Annotated in this window: 21 protein-coding genes, 1 tRNA gene and 2 pseudogenes; 7 read left to right on the top strand and 17 right to left on the bottom strand. The window is 43.0% G+C overall.

Annotation, left to right across the window (positions count from 1 at the left end):
- Positions 1 to 26 precede the first annotated feature (26 nt).
- Entirely contained in the window at positions 27 to 206 is a 180-nt protein-coding gene (locus C9E88_RS11470) for a hypothetical protein (RefSeq protein ID WP_106985870.1), read from the top strand.
- Positions 207 to 368: 162 nt separating this feature from the next.
- The gene (locus tag C9E88_RS11475; protein ID WP_106985869.1) at positions 369 to 1,106 is read left to right on the top strand and encodes a hypothetical protein; all 738 of its coding nucleotides are present in this window, start codon (positions 369 to 371) and stop codon (positions 1,104 to 1,106) included.
- A gap of 116 nt (positions 1,107 to 1,222) precedes the next feature.
- On the opposite strand, the pseudogene C9E88_RS18005 reads toward C9E88_RS11475, so the two are convergent.
- From C9E88_RS18005 to C9E88_RS11500, 5 genes and pseudogenes are all read right to left on the bottom strand, one after another.
- Positions 1,223 to 1,350 (bottom strand): annotated as a pseudogene (locus C9E88_RS18005) (type I restriction enzyme endonuclease domain-containing protein); the annotation flags it as partial.
- A gap of 71 nt (positions 1,351 to 1,421) precedes the next feature.
- Positions 1,422 to 4,667, bottom strand: coding sequence for a type I restriction endonuclease subunit R (locus C9E88_RS11485; protein WP_106985867.1), 3,246 nt, complete (start codon positions 4,665 to 4,667; stop codon positions 1,422 to 1,424).
- A gap of 143 nt (positions 4,668 to 4,810) precedes the next feature.
- Positions 4,811 to 5,731, bottom strand: a complete 921-nt coding sequence (locus tag C9E88_RS11490; RefSeq protein ID WP_106985866.1) for an Abi family protein — start codon at positions 5,729 to 5,731, stop codon at positions 4,811 to 4,813.
- 175 nt (positions 5,732 to 5,906) lie between these two features.
- Positions 5,907 to 7,319 (bottom strand): restriction endonuclease subunit S, encoded by a 1,413-nt coding sequence (locus C9E88_RS11495; RefSeq protein ID WP_106985864.1) that lies wholly within the window; start codon positions 7,317 to 7,319, stop codon positions 5,907 to 5,909.
- Positions 7,319 to 9,604 (bottom strand): type I restriction-modification system subunit M, encoded by a 2,286-nt coding sequence (locus C9E88_RS11500; protein ID WP_106985863.1) that lies wholly within the window; start codon positions 9,602 to 9,604, stop codon positions 7,319 to 7,321. Before C9E88_RS11500 ends, C9E88_RS11495 begins: the two co-directional genes overlap by 1 nt.
- Before the next feature lie 301 nt (positions 9,605 to 9,905).
- Here C9E88_RS11500 and C9E88_RS11505 point away from each other — a divergent pair, with 301 nt between their 5' ends.
- On the top strand, positions 9,906 to 10,076 hold the full coding sequence (locus C9E88_RS11505; protein WP_075696209.1) for a YhfG family protein: 171 nt from the start codon (positions 9,906 to 9,908) through the stop codon (positions 10,074 to 10,076).
- Between the two features lie 12 nt (positions 10,077 to 10,088).
- Positions 10,089 to 10,685: a putative adenosine monophosphate-protein transferase Fic gene (locus C9E88_RS11510; RefSeq protein WP_075696208.1), complete on the top strand. Its 597-nt coding sequence runs from the start codon at positions 10,089 to 10,091 to the stop codon at positions 10,683 to 10,685.
- Between the two features lie 33 nt (positions 10,686 to 10,718).
- Here C9E88_RS11510 and C9E88_RS11515 read toward each other — a convergent pair.
- The 11 genes and pseudogenes from C9E88_RS11515 to C9E88_RS11565 form a co-directional block, all read right to left on the bottom strand.
- Positions 10,719 to 10,946 (bottom strand): annotated as a pseudogene (locus tag C9E88_RS11515) (helix-turn-helix transcriptional regulator).
- 93 nt (positions 10,947 to 11,039) lie between these two features.
- On the bottom strand, positions 11,040 to 11,936 hold the full coding sequence (locus C9E88_RS11520) for a recombination directionality factor (RefSeq protein ID WP_106985862.1): 897 nt from the start codon (positions 11,934 to 11,936) through the stop codon (positions 11,040 to 11,042).
- Positions 11,937 to 12,076: 140 nt separating this feature from the next.
- Positions 12,077 to 13,168, bottom strand: coding sequence for a YqaJ viral recombinase family nuclease (locus C9E88_RS11525; RefSeq protein ID WP_106985861.1), 1,092 nt, complete (start codon positions 13,166 to 13,168; stop codon positions 12,077 to 12,079).
- 146 nt (positions 13,169 to 13,314) lie between these two features.
- A complete protein-coding gene (locus tag C9E88_RS11530) occupies positions 13,315 to 14,352 on the bottom strand; it encodes a DUF932 domain-containing protein (RefSeq protein WP_106985860.1) in 1,038 nt (345 codons plus the stop codon).
- Between the two features lie 88 nt (positions 14,353 to 14,440).
- The gene (locus C9E88_RS11535) at positions 14,441 to 14,740 is read right to left on the bottom strand and encodes a hypothetical protein (RefSeq protein WP_004692366.1); all 300 of its coding nucleotides are present in this window, start codon (positions 14,738 to 14,740) and stop codon (positions 14,441 to 14,443) included.
- A 113-nt stretch (positions 14,741 to 14,853) separates the two neighbouring features.
- Positions 14,854 to 15,234, bottom strand: a complete 381-nt coding sequence (locus C9E88_RS11540; protein WP_106985859.1) for a hypothetical protein — start codon at positions 15,232 to 15,234, stop codon at positions 14,854 to 14,856.
- A gap of 11 nt (positions 15,235 to 15,245) precedes the next feature.
- Positions 15,246 to 15,830: a hypothetical protein gene (locus C9E88_RS11545; RefSeq protein WP_106985858.1), complete on the bottom strand. Its 585-nt coding sequence runs from the start codon at positions 15,828 to 15,830 to the stop codon at positions 15,246 to 15,248.
- Between the two features lie 19 nt (positions 15,831 to 15,849).
- Positions 15,850 to 16,110, bottom strand: coding sequence for a hypothetical protein (locus C9E88_RS11550; protein WP_106985857.1), 261 nt, complete (start codon positions 16,108 to 16,110; stop codon positions 15,850 to 15,852).
- A 796-nt stretch (positions 16,111 to 16,906) separates the two neighbouring features.
- Positions 16,907 to 16,997: transfer RNA gene (locus C9E88_RS11555), tRNA-Ser, on the bottom strand.
- A gap of 88 nt (positions 16,998 to 17,085) precedes the next feature.
- Positions 17,086 to 19,119, bottom strand: coding sequence for an NADPH-dependent 2,4-dienoyl-CoA reductase (locus C9E88_RS11560; protein WP_106985856.1), 2,034 nt, complete (start codon positions 19,117 to 19,119; stop codon positions 17,086 to 17,088).
- A 345-nt stretch (positions 19,120 to 19,464) separates the two neighbouring features.
- Positions 19,465 to 19,818, bottom strand: a complete 354-nt coding sequence (locus C9E88_RS11565) for a hypothetical protein (protein WP_106985855.1) — start codon at positions 19,816 to 19,818, stop codon at positions 19,465 to 19,467.
- Positions 19,819 to 20,390: 572 nt separating this feature from the next.
- Here C9E88_RS11565 and argG point away from each other — a divergent pair.
- Positions 20,391 to 21,731 (top strand): argininosuccinate synthase, encoded by a 1,341-nt coding sequence (gene argG / locus C9E88_RS11570; protein WP_106985854.1) that lies wholly within the window; start codon positions 20,391 to 20,393, stop codon positions 21,729 to 21,731.
- A gap of 108 nt (positions 21,732 to 21,839) precedes the next feature.
- Here argG and C9E88_RS11575 read toward each other — a convergent pair whose 3' ends face one another.
- Positions 21,840 to 23,096, bottom strand: a complete 1,257-nt coding sequence (locus tag C9E88_RS11575) for a GGDEF domain-containing protein (protein ID WP_106985853.1) — start codon at positions 23,094 to 23,096, stop codon at positions 21,840 to 21,842.
- Positions 23,097 to 23,248: 152 nt separating this feature from the next.
- Between C9E88_RS11575 and pyrC the strand changes: the two genes are divergently transcribed.
- Both pyrC and rnt read left to right on the top strand, forming a co-directional pair.
- Entirely contained in the window at positions 23,249 to 24,283 is a 1,035-nt protein-coding gene (pyrC, locus tag C9E88_RS11580) for a dihydroorotase (protein ID WP_106985852.1), read from the top strand.
- On the top strand, positions 24,268 to 24,927 hold the full coding sequence (gene rnt, locus C9E88_RS11585; RefSeq protein WP_106985851.1) for a ribonuclease T: 660 nt from the start codon (positions 24,268 to 24,270) through the stop codon (positions 24,925 to 24,927). Before pyrC ends, rnt begins: the two co-directional genes overlap by 16 nt.
- Positions 24,928 to 25,040: the final 113 nt, after the last annotated feature.

The raw sequence follows: 25,040 nt of genomic DNA on the forward strand, positions 1-25,040 counted from the left end.
TCATGCTTATGATATGGGAGACACTCATGCCAATCCATGCCCGTGATATTTTAACTGCCCAAGAACAATTTGATTCTCTGGAAATGCTGAATCATGTGACCAAAGCTGGAAATCGAAGCTTTACCAATTATCCACCGCATATACAGCCAGTTGCACTTTCAATGTATAACACCATGGCAAAAAAATACGTTCAGCAAAAAACCTAAAAATTTTTACGCATCAACCCACTGGGATGCCAACTGGGTTTCCTGATTTATACCTCACCAAGTTAGGGCAATTGGTGATACCAGTTATACACGATTACACCTTTAATCCCTTTGTAAATGGACGCTTTAGGAATATGACGGTCAATCCTTTGATTAAAACTCATGGCTGAAACCTTGACTGCACACCGACTTTCCAGTGGTCAGTTTTTAAATCGTGAATACTATGAAAAAGCTGTAGATACTTGTTTTTCAGACTTCAAGGTTCGATGTGGTACGCGAAACAGCACCACCATATTTAACTCTTGGCGAGCCATGTATGTAAAATCTCAAGGTGATATCAATCGCTTTATCGATATAATGATTGATGAATCTCCAAGGTTCGAAGTTCACTCCATTGTTGTCCAATTGAAAACAGCTTCAGGGAAAATGCCTCAATTCGGTGATGAACAATTCAAAGGTCAAACGGAAAATGAAATGTTGGCTGATCTTGTAGAGCCAATCATAAAAGCGGTCTGGCTGAACAAAGATTCAAATGATGTGATTGGCATCCTGTCTAAAAATGAGATCGATATTATCGGTGATATAAGTAAAAGACTGATTTTCTTTGTAAAAAAAGAATACACAGATATGGATAATTGGACTGATACAGAGTTATTCCAAACTGTTCATCCCTTTTTAGAAAATACAATTACTCACAGTATTTCTTATGGTGACGTGCCATCAATGAATGCTGGTATAGCTCCAATGTTCCAAGGGCAGCATTCAAACTTTTACGACATCAATCAGTCTGGCATTGCTCCAAGGTTAAATCGTTTAAAGGCACATCTTTACGGTACTGACTATTGGATGCGTGTAGATGGGGATAGAGCTACTGTGCGAATTGAACACCAATACGGTTGATATAAGCTAAATAAATCCAACGAGCAGACAGCTCGTTGGACTTATGTTTACTAGCTAATCCATTAATGTTTTTCAATATAATTTATTACTAAGTGGTTTTAATATCGAATTATTAGTTAAGCACTCGTCCAAGCATTTGACAAGGTCTCAGCCTGCTTCATCACCAACTCAATTGCTTCGGCTGATTTATCAGGTGGATACTTCCAGCGCTGCAAAGTAGGACGACTAATATCTTCAGCTGAGCATGTTATCGGCAGTGTAAAAATGCCCCCCTAACGGCATTTAAAAACTGACCCCCCTTGGTTAATATAGCGGTCATTTTGGACTGCTCAACATATCAAAGATCACTCTAGCAAAGATGCTGGCCTTCGCCGGATCAGAAAGTAACTGCATCATCTGTTCCTGATGTGCGGCACTGCTACCAAGAATGGCATCATCCATCGCTTTCGGGAAATCACCCAGCATGGCTTGTTCACGGGTATTGTTGGCGATCTGCTTCATCACAATCTCATTTTCCGCCAGCTTGTCACGTACCGTATAGGCATAGTTCAGCATGTCTTTATCGGTTAGGTTATCAGTGATAAAGACATCATTCAGACGCTCTATAATCTGTGACAGGAACTCTTCTTTCTTATCGCGTGGCTTGGCTGCACCGAGGTCATTGCCCGGTTCCAGCTTAAAATCTTCGGCATCTTCTTTCAGCTTGATGTCCTGCTGACGGATCTTGGACAAGCGGTAATGGCTCATGCTGACATTACTTAAGTCCACCTCATCATCTTTCGTTGCGGTTTCACGCAGCAATGGACGCAGGTTACGCGCATACAGACTAAGTTTTTCCAGTTCTTTGTCATCGTAGTCCACGATCTGCGACATAAACTCGTAAAAACGAGTAAAGCTTCCCAAGTCTTTTTTAAAGATTTCCAGCTTGTCTTTTTCAAGCTTGGCCTCTTTAAAGGCATTGTCGGCATTGGCAATCAGCACCGCATCATTGGTTTTCTTGCAGCGTTCCAGCATGTCTCGGGTGGTGTTATAGGCTTCGATGGCCTGACTATAACGTTTCTGCCAGCGTTCAACCGCCGGTTTGCAGATATTACTGATCGCAGCATTGGATTTGTTCTTGGTAAAGAAGGCTTCTACAAACTGCTCGACTTCCGTCCAGAGGAAGATCTTGGTGGCTTTGAGCTTTTCAAACAGGTCAAAGATCTGATCCGGATTGGAAACATCGGCTAATTCTGCGGTTTGATAGTAAGGCTGGAAGGCCCCAAGAATGTCTTCAGGATCGTTAAAGAAGTCCAAGACAAAGGTGCCAGATTCCGCTTTGCCCGGATAGGTACGGTTCAAGCGTGACAAAGTTTGTACGCACTCAACACCGCCAAGTTTCTTGTCCACGTACATGGCACACAGTTTCGGTTGGTCAAAGCCAGTCTGGAACTTGTTGGCCACCAGCATCACCTGATAGTCATCACTATCAAAGGCCTTACGCATTTCCCGCCCTTTCAGTCCCGGGTTCATGTTGCGTTCATTAAAGGTCTGCCCGACTAAACCACTGCTGTCGGTATCCTTGTCATTAAACTCAACCTCACCCGAGAATGCGACCATAGCCTGAATGGACTTATAGCCCTGATCCGTCACGTATTTGTCAAAGGCCAGCTTGTAACGCACCGCTTCTTTACGTGAACTGGTCACCACCATGGCTTTGGCCTGTCCACCCAATAAGCCCATCACGTTATTTTTAAAATGTTCGACAATGACTTTCACTTTCTGAGAAATGTTGTGGTCATGCAGGCGCACCCACTGATTCAGTCGGATCTTAGCTTTTTTGGCATCGACCTGTTTGTCGGCTTCTTCAATTTTCTGTTTTAGCTTATACACCACTTTATAGTTGGTATAGTTTTTCAGCACATCCAGAATAAAGCCTTCTTCAATGGCTTGGCGCATGGAGTAAACATGGAAGGCTTCCGGCTTGTTTTGCTTGGATGGGGGTAGCTCAGGATTGGGTACACGGCCAAACAGTTGCAGGGTTTTGTCTTTCGGTGTCGCGGTAAAGGCATAGTAGCTGAGGTTATTACTGCCCTTACGTGCAGCCACCACCGCATCCAGAATATCTTCCGAAGACAGTTCAGCATCCTCTTCGCGCTCTTCCAGCATCAACACTTCTTTGAGTTGTCGTGCCGTAGAGCCGCTTTGTGAAGAATGTGCTTCATCGGCAATCACCGCATAACGTCGCTGTTTCAGATTGGTACTGTTTTCAATCGCACGCAGCACAAAGGGGAAAGTCTGGATGGTCACAATGATAATCGGCTGTGAGGTTTCCAGTGCCTTGGCCAGTTTTTCCGATTTGGAGCCATCGCCTTCTTTGTTGTTGATGCGTCCGACAACGCCATCGGCATGTTCAAACTGGTAGATGGTGTCCTGTAGCTGGGCATCCAGAATGGTACGATCCGTGACCACAATCACCGAATCAAACAGTTTCTGATTGTGTTGATCGTACAGGGTCGACAGCTGATGTGCTGTCCAGGCAATCGAGTTGGACTTACCTGAACCTGCACTGTGCTGAATCAGATATTTCTGTCCAGTGCCCTCCTCTAAGGTGGCATTGATCAGTTTGGTGACCACATTCCACTGGTGGTAACGTGGGAAGATCAGCAGTTCTTTTTTGTACTTGCGTCCTTCCCAGTCTTCTTTTTCTTCAATTTGCAGATGGACAAAACGTCCAATGATATTCAGCAAATTGTCCGGTGTGAGGACTTCATTCCACAGATAGGCGGTGGCGTACTGATTCTGGTCTTCTGGCACATCATTGCCTGCGCCACCGTCATGCGTGCCTTTATTGAATGGCAGGAAGAAAGTATCTTCTCCGGCCAGTTGGGTCGCCATATAGACTTCGTATTGACTCACGGCAAAGTGTACCAATGCGCCACGCTTAAACATCAGCAAGGGTTCAGGCTTGTTGGTTTCTGGATCTTTCGGCAAGCGGGTACGTTTGTACTGCAACATGGCATTCTGCACCGCCTGTTTAAACTCGGACTTGAGTTCCAGTGTTGCCACAGGAAAGCCGTTTATAAACAGCACCAGGTCAATGCGCCATTTCTTGGCCTGTTTGCCCATGTCCTGTAACTCGGCAGCCGTAGCATACGGGCTATAGACCAGCTCTGGCACAATGCGGCAGATGTTCTTTTTGTAATTGGCTAAGGTATCGGGATTCAGCGCATGTTCTGGTTTAAACTGACACAGGAAAAAACGTGCGCTGCGGGTTTTCACTCCGTGACGCAGCACACCTAAAGTGCCATAGCTACGTGACTGTTCATCAGTGGCATTGATGTCGGCTTTTTTCAGCTGGGCAACCACGGCTTCTAGAAAATGCCGTTCGGTATCTTGCGGAAAGATGCGCTGAAACTTTTGCCAGTCTTGTGCTTGGGTTTGTTGCACAAAATCCAGTACGTCCTGCTCATACAAGGCAGTTTCACGGTTGTAGCCTTGTGCTGGGCCGATAATCCAACCGTGACTTTGCATTTGCGCCACGATATCTTGTTGAAAAATGCTTTCTAAAGTTGCGTCCATGATGCCTCCCCCAAAAAACTGCATTTTGCAGACAGTGTCTGCATAATCTTTATAAATAAAATGAATTTTTCAAATCACACCTGCCACACTGACGGTCGGCATGGGTTGGTCAATATTGTGTGCCAGTATGGCTCCGTCATTCATTAGATTTGATCTGTTTGCCAAATGGGATATCTTTCCCACTGTCCAGGAAATCCCATCCATGTCTTAGAAATGTTGCGGTGCGTGCGTAACAGATGGAGTAAGCGATTACGCCATGTATGCTTTGGTGCAATCTTATCCATGAAATGCAATAAAAAAACTAGGCTGTTATAAAGTTTTCTGTCTGCTGAAATACTTTGATCAAAATTGCATTGCGGCTTTAAACCTGCTGGCTTGCTGCGAGGTTGTGCAATCGTTTTCGTCAATTTACGATTCCATAATCTGGCATGATGCGCACAAATATTTCTTAAATAAACAAAATGCTGTAATAGCCCTTCAAACTGTTTTTCATCGCAATCAAAATGACTGGAAATGGCTTTACGTGTCTGAATCGGTGCCAAGAGCTGATACCACTTAGACAGTTGACCAAAACTCATGACTTCACACACCGCCCAAATCGGTGGTAATTCAGGATCATCATAGGTACGTTTATAATGTTCTATAAAGACCTCATCTGCCCGGGAAACTTCAGTTTTCAGTGATTCGAGTAAGCTGTACCATCTAAAGGTAGGTTTAAAGTACTGACTTTGCAGATAGGCATGACAGCCATGCCGATGTGCCAGTTCATACGCAAAACGGGTACGGATCGCCACTTCTACACGTTCTATGGCATCTAGGATAAGTAGCCTTAATTCACGGTCAAAGATGTACAGTTCAAGCACCTGCTCAAAACTGGTATGAGGTTTAAAACAATGCGGTGAATGGGTGTTTTCAAAAGGAAGCCAATAGGCACCTAAGCGATAATAATTGATTTGCTCTAGGTAAAATTGTGCATCTTGCTCGTTAACAAACTGCATGCCACGCGCTTTTAATAGCTCGATTTGTTCAGCAAAGGTTTTGGCAGGCTTATTGAAAGGCTTCATGGGTGGCTTGCCCTGATTGTTATATTTTTTAGGGCGCTAGAAACAAGTAACCCGACAGTTTGAGGATGCAATTGCTTGCCTAGCCTTGTCGGGTGTTGTTGAGCGTATAGTGCATGATAGTGGGCCATTATGCAATAGCCTTGTGTATAGCAGTTGTTTAAGAAACGTGATGCCCTCATGCGCTTAACTCCGTGTGTGCCTCAGCAACCGTTGGCGATTGCCAGTGGCGCACGTCAATTTTTCCAGTGACTGCGGCTGAGATTAAGGCGGTTCGGCGTTCTTGCATCAGTTGAATGGCTGATTCGGCCTTTAACATCATTTGGTCAAACTTCAATAATTGATTATCCAAATAATTTATAATTTCTAACTGTTCATCTACTCTAGGCATCGTAAATTTCGCACTAATAATTAATGAAGAGCTGATAATTGCCTGATTTGCTAATTTATGACTAAAAATATCTAAATGAGTTCGATATGCTGTACTACACAAACTATAAAAGAGATATTTTTTCAGTAAATTACATTTTTTCTCTCTTAAAATAACAACATTTTGATTTGGTACAGCACCTTCAAAATGAGTCGGAATAATACCTATTTGCCCTACAGCAGATTCTTTAACAGTTGGATCACTCCCTACCATACTTATTACTACATCACCTGCAGATAAAATCACCCGTTTATATTTATTAACAATTTCTTGAGGTAGGAAAATTTCAACGTTATTAATACTTTTTTGCTTAATATTTCCCGCACGGATAAATGGTACACCTTCATCACAAAAATCATTCGAGCTAAAACCAAAACCATTAATGGTCTCTACTTGATGCTTTAGAGGAGTAATTCCCCAATGCTCAGGCACTTGCCCTAACCATTCCACACCTGAATCTTTCATCGGGACATTCGGATTGAGTCCTTTGGTCACGGCATGGCTAATTACCGCCTGACGTTTTTCTTTGAGCAGTTCGATCAGTTGATGTTGTTTTTCAATCAGGTGGTCGATTTTGGTGGTTTCATGGTCGAGGAATTTGGCTATATTTTGTTTTTCTGCTTTTGATGGTAGCCAAATATTGGCAGCTCTTAACATAGCTTGAGTGATGCTAAAAACTTTAACCCCTTTTACAGCAAGTTGAATTTGTGATCGAAATTCCTGAGAATCAAATAAGTAAGCATAAAAACGGCTAACCGATTGGTCTTGAGGTCTTGCAATAATCGTGTGGTAACCGGCAAATACTTTTTCATCATTCACCAAATGAGTAAAATTCCCTGAACCCTTTAAATCTTCAGAAGTATCAGCAAAGACAAAATCACCTTTTTGCAGTAGAGCGTTAGGTGATGTTTTTAAATAGCTTTCTTCTACGCATTTTAAATGATGTTTTAAAGGATCTACTGCAAAACTATATTTAGAATGCACTTCTCCGTAGCTCACACATGGAGTCCCTTCATCCACGAGATTTTCTTTAGTGATGGTCAGGCCTTTACCAAAAGAAAATAAGTACCGTAATTTATTCATAGTCCAATGACTCGGAAGCGCGCCCAACCACTCAACTCCTGAGTCCTTATATTCCTCATAAGACTGATACTTTGCCATTATGAATGCACCTCTTGTAGCAGCTGCATAATCTCGGCACTCACCGCATCCAGATCGGCATCAATCTCGCTTAAATCACGTGGTGGTTGGTACACGTAGAAATGACGGTTAAACGGAATTTCATAACCGACAATGCCAATCTCGCCATCTTTCTCATCGCGCTTGTCGGCATTAATCCAGGCATCGGGCACGTGTGGCTGTACTTCACGTTTAAAGTAGTCTTCAATAAGCTCTGTGGTACTGACCTTTGGATTCAGTGCGATGTTCTCCGCATCACGCAAATCCCCATCCTGTACAAACTCCACCACTTTACCTTGGTAGCTGAACTGGCCATACAGTGGGTTTTCTGCCTGTTTCACGACTTTATTAATCACCGGTTCCGCTTCAGGATTCTTCCAGGTAATGGCGTCTAACAGTTGTTTCTTCTCTTTGGCATCCAGCTTGATGTCGGTTTGTTTCAGGGCTTTTTTCAGCACTTCATCAAACTGGTTAAAATCATCAAACTGCTCAGTACCAATCACCTCTTGTAACGCCTCGGCTTTTTCCATCAGGGCTTTCTGGAATAGCCAGATTTTGCTGTCCAGTACCTCTTTAATGTCTTTTTCTTTTAGCTCAGGAAACTCGGCTTTAATCAGGGCACGCACCTCAAGCGCCACGTCCTGCAACTGACCATAAGTTTCTGCTGTCCACGCTGTACCAAAGGCTGTGCCCAATTGCGCATCGATACTTTGCATCACGGCATTAAACGGTTTCGGGGCAAAGCGTAATGCAGCAATCGCGCTATCCGTGATCTGTGCCGATAAACGCAATGGACGTTCAATGGTCACGCGACGGTAACCAAATTCATGACTGTCAAAGATTTTGCTGGCGAATGGTTTTTGCTGTTCGGTTTCGCCATCCTGCGCCAAGGTGTCTACCGCGACAAAGTCACCGTAATTTTGGGTAATGGTGGCAATTTCAGCTTCAGTCAGATAGTTACGTTTTGAACCCAGCGACTTACGCATTTTGGTACTGAGGTTTGAGGCATTGATCAGCTGTACCTTGCCTTTGCGTTCAGCGGCTTTTTTATTGCTGAGTACCCAGATATAGGTGGCAATCCCGGTGTTGTAGAACATGTCGTTGGGTAGGGCAATGATTGCTTCAAGCAAGTCGGCTTCTAAAATATAGCGACGGATCTCACTTTCGCCACTGCCTGCACTACCGGTAAACAATGGTGAACCATTCAGGATAATCCCGATGCGACTGCCGCTCTCACTACTACTGGCATCACGCATCTTGCTAATCAGGTGCATCAGGAATAATAGTGAACCATCCGATACCCGTGGCAAGCCGGCACCGAAACGGCCATCAAAGCCCTTGTGTTCATGTTCGTCCTTGATGTCCTGTTCGATCTTTTTCCAGTCCACGCCAAAAGGTGGGTTAGACAGCATGTAGTCAAACTGATCGACAGAGAGTTGATCATTCGACAGCGTGTTACCCAGTTTAACCCGGCTCACGTCCTGGCCTTTAATCAGCATGTCGGCTTTACAGATGGCGTAGGATTCCGGATTGAGTTCCTGACCAAAGGCACGCATCACGGCATTCGGGTTCAGCTCATGCAGATATTCCATACCAGAAGACAGGAAGCCACCCGTCCCACAAGTCGGGTCATAAATGGTACGGATAATGCCGTCTTTGGTCAGCACGTCATCATCTTCCATAAACACCAGTGCAGTGGTCAGACGTACAATGTCACGCGGGGTAAAGTGTTCCCCTGCTGTTTCATTAGAACCTTCGGCAAAACGACGGATCAGTTCTTCAAACACCAAACCCATGTCATGGTTGGATACGCTCTTTGGACTCAGATCCGTGGTGGCAAACTTTTGCACGACTTTATACAAAAGGTTGGCATCATCGAGGAGGCCCACAAATTCGATGAAGTTAAAGTATTCAAAAATCTCACGGGCATCTTTAGAGAAACTTTGCACATAGGTGCTCAAGTTGGCCTTGATGTCACTCTGTCCCATTTTGCTGAGATCCATTGGGGAGGTGTTAAAGAAGGCCAAACCATTGGTGGCACGCAGCAATAACTTTTCTTGAGCTTCTTCTGGCAGATTCAGCTTGGAGACTTTTTCATGTTCTGCCAGTACCGCAGCCTTGCTTTCTTCCAGTACACATTCCAGACGACGCAACAAGGTAAATGGCAGAATGATGCGACCATATTGCGATTGTTTGAAGTCACCACGCAGTAGGTCGGCAACCGACCAGATGAAAGAAGCGATTTGAGAAAAGTTATTGTTGGTCATAGTGGTGAATCAATTCCTGAATTCTTATCTGTGATCAGTATCAGGCGACACTTCGGTTGCTAGAGATAATACTGATAATTTTTTAACTGTTGGATAATATTATATTATTTAAAAAGCAGATTGTTGATTATTCATTTATTGCATGACAGTTAAGCGACAAATTTTGTCGTCTGGTTTCAGATTTTTCTCATAGAAGGTTCATCCACCATAACGCTACAACCCTGCTTTTGAAAGTCGTGCCTATTTATAAGCCCATCTGCTAAACTAGGCTTACATTACCTTTGTTCAAGGAAATTCCGAAATGCTAAACACTCACGAACAGAAAAAAAAATATATCCAAGCTACGCGCTTGCAGAATTATCAAGCCAGTTTAAAGCTGGAAGGCATTAACCCGTCCTCAACCGCACCGGCATTAAGTAAAGCTCAGATTCTACAGAAATATAAGAAATTCTCACAGACCTCGGAATCGTGATCAGGCTTCCTTATGGATAAATATGGTGAAATGGGTGACAGCATTTACTGTTACCCCGACTCGGACATCCTCAAAAACAAACTGAACATTCAGGATGCTAAAATTCTGCAACAGGCAGAACTGGAGTTGACTGAGTATGCCAGCACACGAATTGAGTATGCGGAGCCACCTTACGATCTCAAATACCTGCAATCCATTCACTTTCAGCTCTTTTCAGACCTGTATGCCTGGGCAGGTGAACTAAGACAAGTGGATATTGCCAAAGGCGATACCCGCTTTTGTACCTTCTCGCGTATTGAAATTGAAGCCAATAAGCTCTTCAAGCAACTTGAGCAGCAGCACTATTTTCAAGGTTTAGCAAAACCAGCACTTATCCAAAAAATCGCTGATTTTTATTGTGAACTTAATGTCATTCACCCTTTCAGAGAAGGCAATGGACGCACTCAGCGTATTTTCTTTGAGCATTTACTCGCCCACTGCGGCTATGGCGTACAATGGGATAAAATTGACAATAAAGAAGTTTGGATTCAGGCCAATATTGATGGATTCAACTGCCGGCTAGATGGACTGATCGCTATTTTTGAAGCCTGCATTATCACTCCTGAATAACAAAAAAATTAAGGGAGCCGAAGCTCCCATCCATTACTGGCTTTCCAACTTGGCTTCAATCCGCTGATTGATTTCCCAAGCTGACCAGCCAATACGAGATTCACTTAAGCGCATAGGTCGAGGAAATGTATGATCATAGTATTTTTATTTCTCATTGATCATTTCATAGATGGTTGATCGACACACATCAATTAACTCCACAACTTGTTTTAAGTTAATCAATTGATTCACTTGAAAGGTTTGTCCAACAAATGCATTCATGACATGTTCTCTTCAAATTATTTAAGCGAGCTGTCTTCCGCTCAAATAATCAGGACGCTCCGAAAAAAATAATTCGAGGGCGTCCAAACAGATCTAATTCACTGCTTGCACACTCTGCTTTAAACCTTGCTGAATCTCCTGCACATAGCCCAATTGCGCTGAATGCTCTGTATCTGCAGCACTGTCATTGTTTGGATAAAATTCCTCTAGCAATTCCATCCCCTCCTCTGCATGCACCTCAAACTTGGCATTGGCAAAACCCTGCCGCGCAATCTGATCTAATGCCGCCTGATCAAACCCTGCCTGCTTACCTTGTTGGTCAATCTCCTTGGCTGTCTGTATCGCGGATTGCAAATCCACACCTTCCCGTAACGTTAAATCCACGTAATACACAGGCTGACGATAGCTTTGGGTGGTGCTTTTCCCACGCAAGGTGAGCTGCAATGGTAAACACGACAACAAACCACCTGATGCCGCATGGTAGTAATTCAAACGTGCTGCCAAAGTGCGAATACTGTTAAAGCCTGTAGTTCTGAAAATAAAAGTCCCAAACTCATCGGCTTCACCTAAATTGACATGCAGGCGTCCATAAGGCTTACAGTGCCCGCCTTGTCCAAGTGGGCATAAGTCGGGGGATGGACAAGGATGTTGCTCTACACCTTGTGATGTCATGCGTTGGCAAGTCTGACCATTCCCCACACAAATCGGACGACCTGTCTGTCGGTCAAATAAACTATATTCAGCTCGAAGATTGAGTTCAGGATCATTAAAGATCATACGTACAGGAATACTACGCAGCTTTTGATTCGGTGCTTGACTACGCAATTTCTCATCCAAGGGGTGTTTAATCCAACCGTCCTTACCCTGTATTTGACTAGTGATGGTGAACTGATCGTCTTTCTCAGGTAGACGCTTGCCATTCTTTTCTATTACACGACCAATACTGATCCGTCCCAAGATGGGTGGTGTGATTGCTAGACCTTTAATCATGTTGAAATTCCTCTGTCGTTGATATGTTTAGATGTGTTGCACTATTTGCTTAAATTAAAATCGGCATAAAAAAAATCCCATGCAGGGCTGCACGGGATTTCAGGTTGTTTCTTGCTGAGTGACTAACTCTGAGCTTTGAGCTAATCTTGATAAATGTTGAAACGACGGCTGCCTGCTTTCTGCAATGGGTATTGTTGGATGAGTTCAGGTTGGTGCTGAAGTAAGGACTTGGTGTCTAGGCTAATACTGTCCTTACTCTTTTTCCATGTCACCGAACCCTGCTGAAATACAGCACGTTCATGTTCCTGCATCAGTGCCTGAACACGGTGTTTAAGTAGGTCAAACTGAGTTTGGTGTTGTTCAATCTGCTTCTTTTCTTTAATCAGTTGATCAAACAGTTCATTGGCAAGTTGGACCTCCGTTAGATCAACACAGCTCAGTGGAGTATGTTCAGGATAGAGCTGTTGTAAAGCTTTGGCTGCCGATTCACTGGCATCCACTGCTGGCGGAACATCATTTTCAACACATTCCCAAAACAGCCGTTCCGCCTGAATGATTTGTTCAATCAGGGCTTCGTTACGACTGACTTTGTAGATTTTGGTTTCCTGTCCACACAGCAACACACAAATATGTGCCGCTTGCTTGCCTGTCACCGCCAGTTGATGTTGTACCTGACACAACACGTATAACGGCACACCATCTCGCCACAGTTTGGCACCATATTCCCCTGCGGTTTTACATTCCAGTATTTGCACGTCTTCATTGCCCACCACGGCATAATCCAGATTCGCCAACATAAAGGCTTTGTCAGGATCAGGATGCTGCAGTACAGCATTGACCCGACGGACTTTATTGTTGGTGTGCATGCTGTAGTATTCTGCGACCAAGGGTTCCAATTGCTTACCCCAATATAAAGGTGCATATCCTGAGCTTTCATCATCAATATTCTGCTGTACCCGTCCTGTTTTAATCAGCCACAGTTCCAGCATCGACATATAAGGATTCAAGCCACAGGCGGCTGCGGCATCACTGCTGCCTATTCCCTGCTTACGCACTTCCAGCCATGCCTGATAGTCCAGTTGTTTGGTGTTGATCAGACGTTTGGCATTTAAACTACGTTTTGAAGGGCTTGGTTGTGGATGTAGCCGTCCTGAATCAACGACAGCAATTGAATTGGTTGTAGTTAAAGTGCTGTGCTGCACTGTTGGTGTTGTGGTCATGTTTGGGTTCATGTGATGTTCCTCATCTCAATACGTTCTAAAAAACGGCATAAAAAAGCCACATCCGAAGATGTGGCAAAGAGGGATCGTTAATCAGGAGGACACATGATCGTGCTGATCAGATGCTCTAATGATAAAGTCTAAAGATTAAATCAAGCTTAAGCGGCTAAATGTAAAGCCTGCTCTAATCCCCGTTGTTTCAATGCTGCCCCTGCACCAAACCAAGCAGAATCAAGGCGGTGATCGGTACTCATCGCACGACGTTCGTGGTCGACAAATTCTGTGATTGCACAAAGTAGTCCATAGGCGGTGTCTTTGGCTGAAGATAAGTCTGCTCCACGTCCCTGCCCATTAAACATATTCATGACTTTGGTCATGGCACGTCCATTGGGCTCCATTTTATTGGGCTGTTGATTGGCTTGAGATGCAACATTACGGTAGTACTGAATAATGTTATCGTCCTGTTCCATCGCACTTAGGCTATTGTTGTTAAATACCGCATCAAAATAAGCTGCTGCTTCTTTCTGAGTGACTTTACGCTGGGTGAGTTGTTTCATTTCATACATGTGGTCGTACCATGTTTTCACTGAAATACCGAGTTGATCTTTGACTTTGTCGGCATCAAACTTAGTACTGTGGGGTACTTTGACCACGCCCGCATTGGAACTTTGTCCACGCAAGGCAATGGCTAAAGTGTTGTTACACACCACACGGATATTGGTGAATTGTGCGGTTGTGGCTAAGGTGCCATCACATGCTGTTGCCAGCAGGATATAGCCATTGCTGACATCCCCACCTTTCAATTCTGCTGTTTGGCCTGTGCGTGCCAAGGCCCAGAACTTTTTCCCACCTTTAAGTACACCTGCGGTTTCCAGTTCAAAGCCAGATTGCTCGGTTAGATCACGGTAGAACTCCAGAATTTCCATCGGTTGGACTTCCTGATAACGCTGACTCACCACCGATAAAGGGGCATGAGTATCTGAACGGTACAGTACCCGTTGTTCTTCATACGGCATGATGATGCTTTGTCCACGTGAGTTTTGAGCCATGTAACTGACATTGGATGATTCAATGCGCCAATCCATACCTGCTTGCTTGGCCCAGACTTCAATCGGTTGGTTTGGGCTAAGTTGATTGCCTAGACCATGCCACGGGGTTTGTCCGACATACGCCATTTGTTCAATTTGATGTGCCATTTTGATTATTCCTAAAAAGAATGTGTAATGTGATGTTTTAAAGAATCGATTTATTCAACGATGTACCAGTGCAATGGCTGAGAAGTGATTACCTCGCCCATGCAAACTGTTGTTGGCAATCCAAGCAGACATACTGCTCGGCATTGCTGTAATATTTTTCATAGCAGTACTGACTGACAATAACCAATACACCACCCACCACAACACCGATGGCTGCGCCTGTAAAAGGCGGGAATCCTGCCTTTTTGGCAAGCTGCATGCCAAACAGCGCCATCTGTGTCGGTGAAATACAGCGTTGCAGTTGTTCGAAATAGTTGGCGTTTGCATGACTTGAATCAGTCTGTCTGACATGGGTGGACTGACAATAGGGGCATTGAATTAAGGACATTGAATATTCCTTGTTAAATGAATTGGGTACGAAAAGCTGAATTGAGGGCATAAAAAAACCGTGCCCATTGAGGACACGGTTTGATTTAAATTTTACTTTGTCGAGGAGAGTCGCTATTGAAAGCTATAGCTTGCAGTGCCTTTATCTGTCTCGACATCAACCTGCACCACATTGTCATAGCCACAACCGGTTAATTTCAGCCTTAAACGCAAACCCATTTTAAAATGCTGCGGATATTCCAATGATCGGCGATAACCTTCATAACTGCATTCACCGTTGTTGATCAGCACATTGGTCACATCAATCGGATCTGCACTGTTAGAACGGATCGTTAATACCGTAGCGGATTGATTTTGGGCATACCAGTTACTGGTATCAATTACATCGAGTTCGACCGTAAACGTGTTTGGATCAAGGCCAGAGTTACAGCCACTCAACAACATTCCTGTCGTTGCAGTCACTACTAGCAGAAAGGGTTTTAAAAATTGCTTCATACATTTCATCCTTAGCAGTAGTTATAGCTCACGCCATAATCGCCCGTATTTAAATCAATACTGACCAGATGAATTTCACAGTCTGTGCCATTATCAAATTTATAAACGTAGTAACGATTACCCGCCTGCTCCGATTCCAGTGCTCCGTGTTCCTGCAAGCTGAAGTCTTTCACTGATTTGCCTGTGTCTTTTGCGGCTTTAGCAAAGACATAGCGTTGATACTTGTCTATGTTGTCCTGCTCAAACTGAGGCAGTTCGTCATAAGGCAGCATCGACAGTAAGGTATCGACAGACTTTAGGTTTTTATCAAACTCAAAGCTGAGTAATTCAGGTTCATGACCTGATGGACTCAGACTTTTGCTTCCCGTGGTCAATTCTTTGACATCAATCCCATCCACTTCTGCCGCTGCAATCTCGGTTGAAGCTGGCTCTGAACTGGCAGATTCTAGAGGCTGTGCAGAGCTGGCCTCCAAAGTACTAGCTGCTTGAACAGTTTTTTCAGTTGCATGTTTGGGGCTAAAGAAATAGAAACCTGCAATGCTGATCAAGGTCAGGGCTAAGATTGCCGCCAAGCCCAATATGGTTTTTTGGTTCATCTCAAATGCTCCCCCGTCTTTAGTTGGGTACAGTGACTTGAACATTCTGAGCATTAAAGTGAACAAAGCGCGGACAACCACCCTGAAAGTTCACCGTAAAATTACGCCAACCACGGTTGCCCGGATTGGTTTTATACATGCATTGATACACCCCACCACCCAAATTGCGGGCCTTAACAAAATAAGCTTCACTGGCTTGCGCAAACCAGCCTGCCTGCGCCAATGATGCACCTGCAAGTAGTGATGAAATAAGGGCAGTTTTTAGGAAGGTTTTAAACATAATCATTTTCTCTTTTTATAGGCATCACTCGTCTTGGTCTTAATCAGACGCAGTGCTCCCCATGCATGAATGTTGGAATGAATATCTATGTTTTTTTGAAGTGTTATAGACGATAAAGCACACGGATCTATGACCCTCAAAACAGCATGAGAGATTCATCTTCATATCGGTAATATGTACTTGAAAAAGTTTTATTCTTAGAAAGTCATCGACACAGCTATGCATTGACTGCACGACATCAGGTCTAATCACCCAATCGCACAAACATGAAAAAAGAGAAATGTGAAAGACGGTATTGATGTAAGCGCATGGCGTACTCCTTTGTTTTAAAAGAATCCTGCCAAATCACTGTCAATTGATGGTGGCAGAACGAAGGAGGGTTGACAGACTGGTAACAAAGAAACCAGCACGCGCAAGCGCGTCCCCCCTCCGCCCTACCGCAAAGAAAGGGGGACGAACGGGTCCACAACATGCAAAATGAGATTTCGCATATTGTCTTTGTTAATGGGTCTGTCAAAACCCGCTGACGATGTAGGTCAGCAGGCTAAGGATAATCTGCACGTTATAGAGCGTCAAGCAAGCTAAGCAAATGGATAGTGAAAATATTTAGAATTAAGAATCGTTTGAATAAGAATATAGTTAGATTTAAATACAGTTTTTTAAACTGCATTCCTTAGTCTTCTAAATACAGCTAAAAGTAGCCAATCCAATCCAAAATTTGATGAGGGGTAGGTTGTGGGGTAAAACTACAGACAAAAAATAAGCCCTTGTAAAAACAAGGGCTTATTTAGATATTTGGCGGAAGCGGTGAGATTCGAACTCACGGAGGGGTATAAGCCCTCGTCGGTTTTCAAGACCGGTGCATTAAACCACTCTGCCACGCTTCCATGTGCGCCATCATACGGTGCTTTCCCTAGGATGACAAGCAAAAAATTCAGTTAAACCATTCAAATGAATATTGTTTCACCAAAACCATTATAAGCTGGCTGCCAATTCAGCACCTTCTCGAATTGCACGCTTCGCATCTAATTCTGCTGCCAATTTTGCGCCACCAATAATATGGTAATTTGCAAGTGTATGTTCAGTAGATTGAGGCATCACATCTTTCACAGACTCTTGCCCTGCACACACCACAACGGTATCTACACGCAACAACTGATCATGCCCAGCTGTTTCAATCCACAATCCCTCAGTGGTCACAGCTTTATACTGCACACCGCGTAGCATACGCACCGCATGTTTCTTTAATTGTGCACGATGAACCCAGCCAGAGGTTTTGCCCAAACCCGCACCCAAAGCTGTAGTTTTACGTTGTAACAAATAAATTTCACGTACTGGTGGATGAATTTCAGCAGGTTGCATACCACCTTCAGACACATAATTTACATTTGGATCTACGCCCCATTCACGTTGCCATTCATTTAAAGGCTGTGGCTGTTTTTGATGTGGTGGCTTGAGTAAAAACTCTGACACATCAAAACCAATACCACCCGCACCAATCACGGCAACGCGCTCACCCACAGGCGCACCACGTAAAACTTCAGCATAAGATAAGACTTGAGGTGCATCACTGCCTTCAATTTTTAAAGCACGTGGCACAACACCTGTTGCCACAATCACTTCTTCAAAACCTTCACGCTCTAATTGCTCACGGTTTACTTTGGTATTTAAACGCAAATCGACACCCGTTTTTTCAAGCTGCACTTTGAAATAACGAATAGTCTCGTGAAATTCTTCTTTGCCTGGCACAACTTTAGCCAAGTTAAACTGACCGCCAACTTCATTAGTCGCTTCAAATAAAGTCACATGATGGCCTCGGCTGGCTGCCACAGTCGCTGCAGACATACCTGCCACACCACCACCCACTACGGCAATCCGTTTAGCTTTTTTGGCTTTTACATATATCAATTCAGTTTCATAAGCTGCGCGAGGGTTGACCAAACACGTTGCGCGTTGATTTTTAAAAGTATGATCTAAACACGCTTGGTTACAGGCAATACAAGTATTAATTTCATCAACACGGTTGGTCGCCGTTTTATTTACCCAAAATGGATCGGCCAATAAAGGACGTGCCATTTGCACCATATCGGCTTTTCCTTCAGCCAATATTTCTTCTGCTGTTTCAGGCATGTTAATACGGTTAGATGCAATCACTGGCACAGATACATGCTTTTTCACTTCTGCGGTATAGTCCACAAATGCCGCGCGTGGTACTGACGTCACAATGGTTGGAATACGTGCTTCATGCCAACCTATGCCTGTATTTAATAGGGTTATGCCCGCTTCTTCTAAGGCCTTCGCCACGGTAATGACTTCTTGCATAGTGTTGCCATCGTGCACTAAATCCAATAGTGATAAACGGAAACAAATAATAAATTTTTCACCCGCTTGTGCACGAATGGCTTTCACAATCTGCACTGCAAAGCGCATACGGTTTTCAATGTCACCACCCCATTGGTCCTGACGCTGATTCACATGACGACTTAAAAACTGATTCAGTAAATAACCTTCAGACCCCATAATTTCCACACCATCATAACCAGCTTTTTGTGCAAGGCCTGCGGTATGTGCATAGTCCTGAATGGTATCTAAAATTTGCTTTTCGCTCATTTGACGTGGTTTAAATGGCGAAATAGGCGATTTGATTGGACTCGCAGATACAACAAACGGCTGATAACCATAACGTCCTGCATGCAAGATTTGCATCAATATTTTTGCGCCATACTTATGTACAGCATGTGTGACTAAACGATGCGGTGCAATATCACCCAAGGTATTCATTGTACCGCCAGCAGGTAATAGCCATCCCGAGCGGTTAGGCGAAATACCGCCCGTAATAATCAGACCAACTCCCCCTTTGGCACGCTCACCAAAATAGGCAGCCAATTTAGGATAATTATAAAAACGGTCTTCTAGCCCGGTATGCATAGAACCCATGACCACACGGTTTTTAATGGTGGTAAATCCTAAATGCAGGGGCTTTAATATATTTGCATAGCTAGTTGTCATGGCGAATCCTTATAATGGGCTTTGCAACTTGTTGCATACTACTTTAAATCGTTTTTATTTTTTGTTTATGGCAATTTTATTTTTTTATCTGTAGAAACTGTCAATAACGTCAATTATTCAGATCACTTCCTACAATAAATCTTATAGATAATTGAATAATTAAGATATTTTTTAAAACAAAAAATACATGTTTTGTCATATTTATTTTCAATTGCTTATCAAAAAAATGTGCTTAAACAGCTATGCAGGCAAAGCACCAGCTATCACGACTTTATTTCAAACGACCTTTCTACTCTAAGCAAGCTTCATTTAAAAATAATTTCAGCCGCCCCCCACACCTGAAGTTTAAACTTCCCACTGAGACTTTAAACTTTTCCATAATGCAAAAGCACCCAGTAGCGTGCCGATCGGAAAGCTCAAAAGCATCAATACAGCTAAAATCCGCGACAAAATCAGTCCCTGATTGGCACCTTTCTTCACTTTGAGACAAGCCACAATATTGAGTGCAATTAACAGCCCAATGCCAGCACACAATACACTTAGCTCCACCACGTTCATCGTATGTTGCTGATACTCCAAATACAATACAACTGCCAATGCACAGCTCAATATTCCTGCATAAATGCCATGAATTAAACTTAATGTCTCGTTTTTACTTTTTAAATGCGAATAAAGTGGTGGCAATTTATTGTTGAGCATCAATTCTCTCCGACAAATGTTTTATGCAATGGCCCTATTGGATACATACATATAAATTAGTGAACTGCACCGAGCATAACATTCTATAAATCTTTATTAAATATTAATAAAAGTAATCTGTTTCTCAACACTTCGATCGCGGTTTTAAGCCGATGAAGACTAATCAACAACCAGCAAAAAAAACATCTCCTACTACAAAATGCATCTGTTGGCTAAAGCACATCATGAGCCACAACCAAAACTTGCCCCATATAGCTAAATGTGGCACCTGTTCATTTAACATGATCTGTATGAGGCAATACATTGGAAAAATAGCAACACCTCAATGAAAATACCTCATTTTTTGACGCTCTCAGTCCTATCTTTTAGGTCACTTAATCTCACTAAAGCAATAACAATCCAAAGCACAACCATAATCAGAACCGATTAAATTTAGCTTTTTAATCTATTAATTTTTTTCAGTGCAATTTTTTTTGAAAAAATTTAGCGCTAAAAGTGCTACAATTAAAGAAATCTATATTCTCTCGGGCCACCCACTCTAGGTGCCTATATTAATATCGTTAGGATTAACAATGTCTGATAATGCAACTATCTTGCAGAATGTCCCAGTAGGCAAAAAAGTTGGTATTGCCTTTTCTGGTGGTCTAGATACTTCAGCTGCTTTATTGTGGATGAAACAAAAAGGCGCTGAACCGTATGCTTACACAGCAAACCTAGGTCAGCCTGATGAAGATGACTATGATGCGATTCCGCGTAAAGCTGAAGCTTACGGCGCAGTAAAAGCTCGTCTAATCGACTGCCGTTTGCAGCTTGCATTAGAAGGTATTGCAGCGATTCAATGTGGCGCGTTCCACATCTCGACTGGCGGTGTTCCATACTTCAACACTACGCCGCTAGGCCGTGCAGTAACAGGTACTATGCTTGTTACAGCAATGAAAGAAGATGACGTTAACATTTGGGGTGACGGCTCTACTTACAAAGGCAACGACATTGAACGTTTCTACCGTTATGGTTTGTTGACTAACCCTGCACTTAAAATCTATAAGCCTTGGTTAGACCAAACTTTCATTGACGAATTAGGCGGCCGTGCAGAAATGTCACAGTTCCTGATCGACAATGGCTTTGACTACAAAATGTCAAAAGAAAAAGCGTATTCAACTGACTCAAACATGCTTGGTGCTACGCACGAAGCGAAAGATCTTGAATACCTTAACGCTGGCATCAAAATTGTTGACCCAATCATGGGCGTTGCGTTCTGGAAAGAAGACGTTGAAATCGCTCCTGAAGAAGTGTCTATCACTTTCGAAGAAGGCTTCCCAGTTGCAATCAACGGTCAACGTATCGAAGATCCAGTTGAATTCATTCTTGAAGCAAACCGTATCGGCGGCCGTCACGGTCTAGGTATGTCTGACCAAATCGAAAACCGTATCATCGAAGCTAAATCTCGTGGTATCTACGAAGCTCCGGGCATGGCGCTTCTTCACATCGCTTACGAGCGTCTTGTGACAGGTATTCATAACGAAGACACAATCGAACAATACCGTATCAATGGTTTACGTTTAGGCCGTCTTCTTTACCAAGGCCGTTGGTTCGATTCTCAAGCGCTTATGCTTCGTGAAACTGCACAGCGTTGGGTTGCTAAAGCTGTAACTGGCACAGTGACTTTAGAACTTCGTCGTGGTAATGATTACACCATCATGAACACTGAATCTGAAAACCTTACCTACGAAGCTGAACGCTTAACGATGGAAAAAGGCGATTCTATGTTCTCTCCTGCAGACCGTATTGGTCAATTGACTATGCGTAACCTCGACATCACTGATACTCGTGCAAAATTGGGTATCTACACTGGTGCAGGTTTACTTGCAGTGGGTACAGCTTCTGCTGTTCCACAACTTAAAGACAAAAACTAAGTTTTAGTTCAGTCTAAAAAAACCGCGCCTTGAGCGCGGTTTTTTATTTTAAAGAGATGATTCAATTTAGCGTGATTCGCTTGAATGGCATTTACAGCCCGACTATATCTAAGAAGTTAACGTGACTGAACGGATAGATTGATAATAAATTTGATTACGCCCCAGTTGCTTCGCACGGTAAAGTGCCTGATCAGCAATACTCAAAAGATCGTCTTGGCTCATCTCTTCTCCGCGATATACCGTAATACCTAAACTAATGGTAATTCGATTAGAGACCAATGATTTTTCATGTGGAATTTCTAAACGATCAATTGCTTTATAAATATTAGATGCCACTGCATAAGCACCATGTGCATCTGTTTCAGGTAAAAGCACGACAAACTCTTCGCCTCCATAACGTGCAACAAAGTCCATGTGACGAATGGCGTTTTTAATATTCAGCGCAATTGCCGAAATAACATCATCGCCTTTTTGGTGGCCGTAGAAGTCGTTATAGTTTTTAAAATGATCAACATCAATAAATAGCACTGCAAGGGGTGATTCATCCGCACGAGATTGCGTATAGAAATTATGCAGCATTTCATCAAAAGTACGACGATTAGAGATCTGTGTGAGCTCATCGTGCTGACTTAAATGTAAAAGCTCTGTGTTATGTATACGATGGATTTGTTCACTAATTTTAGCGCGCGCAGTATATAAATAAATCATTCGCTCACGTGCAAAGATCATGTGACTAATGACAAAGCCTAAAAAGCTCGCACCAATAAGCACACGTGCCAATAATAAGATGTTAATTTCAATGGATAATACCAAAATCACCACAGAACAAATGGCGGCCAGTACCCCAATCGCCAGCATGTGCAAGGGACGTATACCCGTTAGTATATAAGCCAAAATATAAATAACGCAGATAATAACTAAAGCCTGATGCTTCAAGTCTTCCGTTTGTACCGTAAACGTGAGCCAAGACATTGAGACAATAGTCCAAAAAAACACAACCATCGATGCAATTTTAAAATAGGGCTTTAATTTCTTCTGTGTAGAAAAAAAATAAAGGCCGAGAAGACTCATCGCACCATTTAATAAACCCAACAAACATTGAGAAAAATCATGCTTAAAATAATTCGGATCTACAATCCAATAATCTGTGGGCACCATGACCACAACAAATAAAAAATAAACCAAAACCCCAGACCATAAGTTTCTTTCAATATGCTTACGGGCCCGCTCTAGGTTTTTTTGCCAGAACTCATGCTCCATTTTTTGTGGAAACACGCGTCCAATGCTGCTGCTTTGCTGAGCAATCAACTCTTCAACTTTTTCTTTGTCGTATTGCAGCTTTGCAAGGTGATACTTGTATTCCATTTCCAAGCATACATGTTGTTTTTTTATTCATGTCAAAATAACACATAATTGTCATTTTATTTATAAAAATCACACCATTTGTCTTTAATTCCCGTTACCATTTTCACACTTTTTGCATTATCATCTGTTTTATTTCCAAGTTTGAATTTGCCTTGAATACGATTACTCTTCTGCAGCCAGATGATTGGCACGCGCATTTACGTGATGGTTTAGCATTAAAACGAACAGTTCCAGATTTAGCGCAGCAGTTTTCTCGCGCGATTTGTATGCCAAACCTTGTTCCACCCGTTAAGACTGTAGAAGAAGCCAATGCATACCGCGAACGTATCATGGCGCATGTTCCTGAAGGTGTTCACTTTGACCCTCGTATGGTGTTGTACTTCACCAACAACACTTCACCTGCTGAAGTCAAAAAAATTAAAGATTCAGAATTTGTTAACGCGATTAAGCTCTACCCTGCTGGCGCTACCACAAACTCTGATAGTGGCGTAAGCGACATTTCTAAAGTCTACGGTGTAATTGAGCAAATGGAAGAACATCAAGTTCCATTACTCCTACACGGTGAAGTGACCCATAACCACGTTGATATTTTTGACCGCGAAAAGCGCTTCTTAGATGAAGTCCTTTCTCCGCTATTAAAACAGTTCCCGAAACTAAAATTAGTACTAGAACACATCACGACTAGCGAAGCAGCCAATTTTGTATTGGAACAAGACCGTAATGTAGCAGCGACCATCACACCACAACATTTATTATTTAACCGTAATGACATGCTTGTGGGTGGGATTAAGCCTCATTTCTACTGCTTGCCTATTTTAAAACGCCAAACGCACCAGCAAACACTCCTTGAAGTGGCTACAAGTGGTAATCCTAAATTCTTCTTGGGTACAGACAGCGCGCCACACTCAAAAAATGCTAAAGAAAATGCATGTGGCTGTGCAGGATGTTATAGTGCACCTACCGCAATTGAGCTATACGCTCAAGCATTTGATCAAGTCGGCAAAATTGACCGTTTAGAAGGTTTTGCAAGCCACTTCGGCGCGGACTTCTATGGCCTGCCACGTAATACCAATACCATTACATTGGTAAAAGAAGATCAAGTGATCCCTGAAAGTTTTGACTATTTGGATGGTGAAAAAATTATTCCGTTGTATGCGGGTAAAACCATCCAATGGAGAAAAGTGTGACTGATGAAACTCTACCAGTAATTGGTCAGCGTTTCCGTGGATTCTTGCCTGTTGTTGTCGATGTCGAAACCGCAGGATTTAATGCACAGACTGATGCCTTACTGGAAATTGCAACCATACCTATTGTGTATGATGCAGAGGGCAAATTTGTACCGGGCGAAGCGCACCACGCGCATATCAATCCGTTTGAAGGTGCAAACCTAGACCGCAGATCATTGGACTTTATTGGTATTGATCCTTTCAATCCCATGCGTATGGCCATGGCTGAAGACGAAAAATCTGCGCTTAAGCGTATATTTAAAGCTGTCAATGAAGTGCGCCGCAAGCAAAACTGCACCCACGCTGTATTGGTAGGACACAATGCACATTTTGACTTAGGTTTTGTACAAGCTGCCATTGCTCGTACAGGCACTAAAAATCAAAATCCATTTCATAGCTTTTCTGTGTTCGACACCGTTACGTTAAGCGCTGTTATGTTTGGTCAAACTGTTTTGGCTAAATCATGCATTCAAGCGGGTATCGAATTCGATGGTAAAGAAGCACATTCTGCACTGTATGACACGCAAAAAACGGCTGAATTGTTCTGCTTTATTTTAAATAAACTCGGACCACATTTGCTCGACACATTGGTATCGGAACAATAAGCTTCCGCGCCACGCTATACGTCCCTGCCCGACTTAAAATTATCTAATATGTTTTAAGCCCCTCCCGCGCAGGGACGCTATTTTCTGCTTCCTCTAATTTATTTGTTTATTTT

It is taken from the genome of Acinetobacter cumulans (genome assembly GCF_003024525.3).
Classification (GTDB): Bacteria; Pseudomonadota; Gammaproteobacteria; order Pseudomonadales; family Moraxellaceae; genus Acinetobacter; species Acinetobacter cumulans.

Excerpts from the sequence above, each read along its gene's own strand:
- C9E88_RS11575 (WP_106985853.1), bottom strand. The coding sequence starts at position 23,096 with ATGGAATACAAGTATCACCTTGCAAAGCTGCAATACGACAAAGAAAAA.
- C9E88_RS11495 (WP_106985864.1), bottom strand. The coding sequence starts at position 7,319 with ATGGCAAAGTATCAGTCTTATGAGGAATATAAGGACTCAGGAGTTGAG.
- rnt (WP_106985851.1), top strand. The coding sequence starts at position 24,268 with ATGGAGAAAAGTGTGACTGATGAAACTCTACCAGTAATTGGTCAGCGT.
- C9E88_RS11525 (WP_106985861.1), bottom strand. The coding sequence starts at position 13,168 with ATGAACCCAAACATGACCACAACACCAACAGTGCAGCACAGCACTTTA.
- C9E88_RS11485 (WP_106985867.1), bottom strand. The coding sequence starts at position 4,667 with ATGGACGCAACTTTAGAAAGCATTTTTCAACAAGATATCGTGGCGCAA.
- C9E88_RS11545 (WP_106985858.1), bottom strand. The coding sequence starts at position 15,830 with ATGAACCAAAAAACCATATTGGGCTTGGCGGCAATCTTAGCCCTGACC.
- C9E88_RS11500 (WP_106985863.1), bottom strand. The coding sequence starts at position 9,604 with ATGACCAACAATAACTTTTCTCAAATCGCTTCTTTCATCTGGTCGGTT.
- C9E88_RS11535 (WP_004692366.1), bottom strand. The coding sequence starts at position 14,740 with ATGTCCTTAATTCAATGCCCCTATTGTCAGTCCACCCATGTCAGACAG.
- C9E88_RS11490 (WP_106985866.1), bottom strand. The coding sequence starts at position 5,731 with ATGAAGCCTTTCAATAAGCCTGCCAAAACCTTTGCTGAACAAATCGAG.
- C9E88_RS11470 (WP_106985870.1), top strand. The coding sequence starts at position 27 with ATGCCAATCCATGCCCGTGATATTTTAACTGCCCAAGAACAATTTGAT.
- C9E88_RS11510 (WP_075696208.1), top strand. The coding sequence starts at position 10,089 with ATGGATAAATATGGTGAAATGGGTGACAGCATTTACTGTTACCCCGAC.
- C9E88_RS11520 (WP_106985862.1), bottom strand. The coding sequence starts at position 11,936 with ATGATTAAAGGTCTAGCAATCACACCACCCATCTTGGGACGGATCAGT.
- C9E88_RS11540 (WP_106985859.1), bottom strand. The coding sequence starts at position 15,234 with ATGAAGCAATTTTTAAAACCCTTTCTGCTAGTAGTGACTGCAACGACA.
- C9E88_RS11560 (WP_106985856.1), bottom strand. The coding sequence starts at position 19,119 with ATGACAACTAGCTATGCAAATATATTAAAGCCCCTGCATTTAGGATTT.
- C9E88_RS11550 (WP_106985857.1), bottom strand. The coding sequence starts at position 16,110 with ATGTTTAAAACCTTCCTAAAAACTGCCCTTATTTCATCACTACTTGCA.
- C9E88_RS11475 (WP_106985869.1), top strand. The coding sequence starts at position 369 with ATGGCTGAAACCTTGACTGCACACCGACTTTCCAGTGGTCAGTTTTTA.
- C9E88_RS11530 (WP_106985860.1), bottom strand. The coding sequence starts at position 14,352 with ATGGCACATCAAATTGAACAAATGGCGTATGTCGGACAAACCCCGTGG.
- C9E88_RS11565 (WP_106985855.1), bottom strand. The coding sequence starts at position 19,818 with ATGCTCAACAATAAATTGCCACCACTTTATTCGCATTTAAAAAGTAAA.
- C9E88_RS11505 (WP_075696209.1), top strand. The coding sequence starts at position 9,906 with ATGCTAAACACTCACGAACAGAAAAAAAAATATATCCAAGCTACGCGC.
- argG (WP_106985854.1), top strand. The coding sequence starts at position 20,391 with ATGTCTGATAATGCAACTATCTTGCAGAATGTCCCAGTAGGCAAAAAA.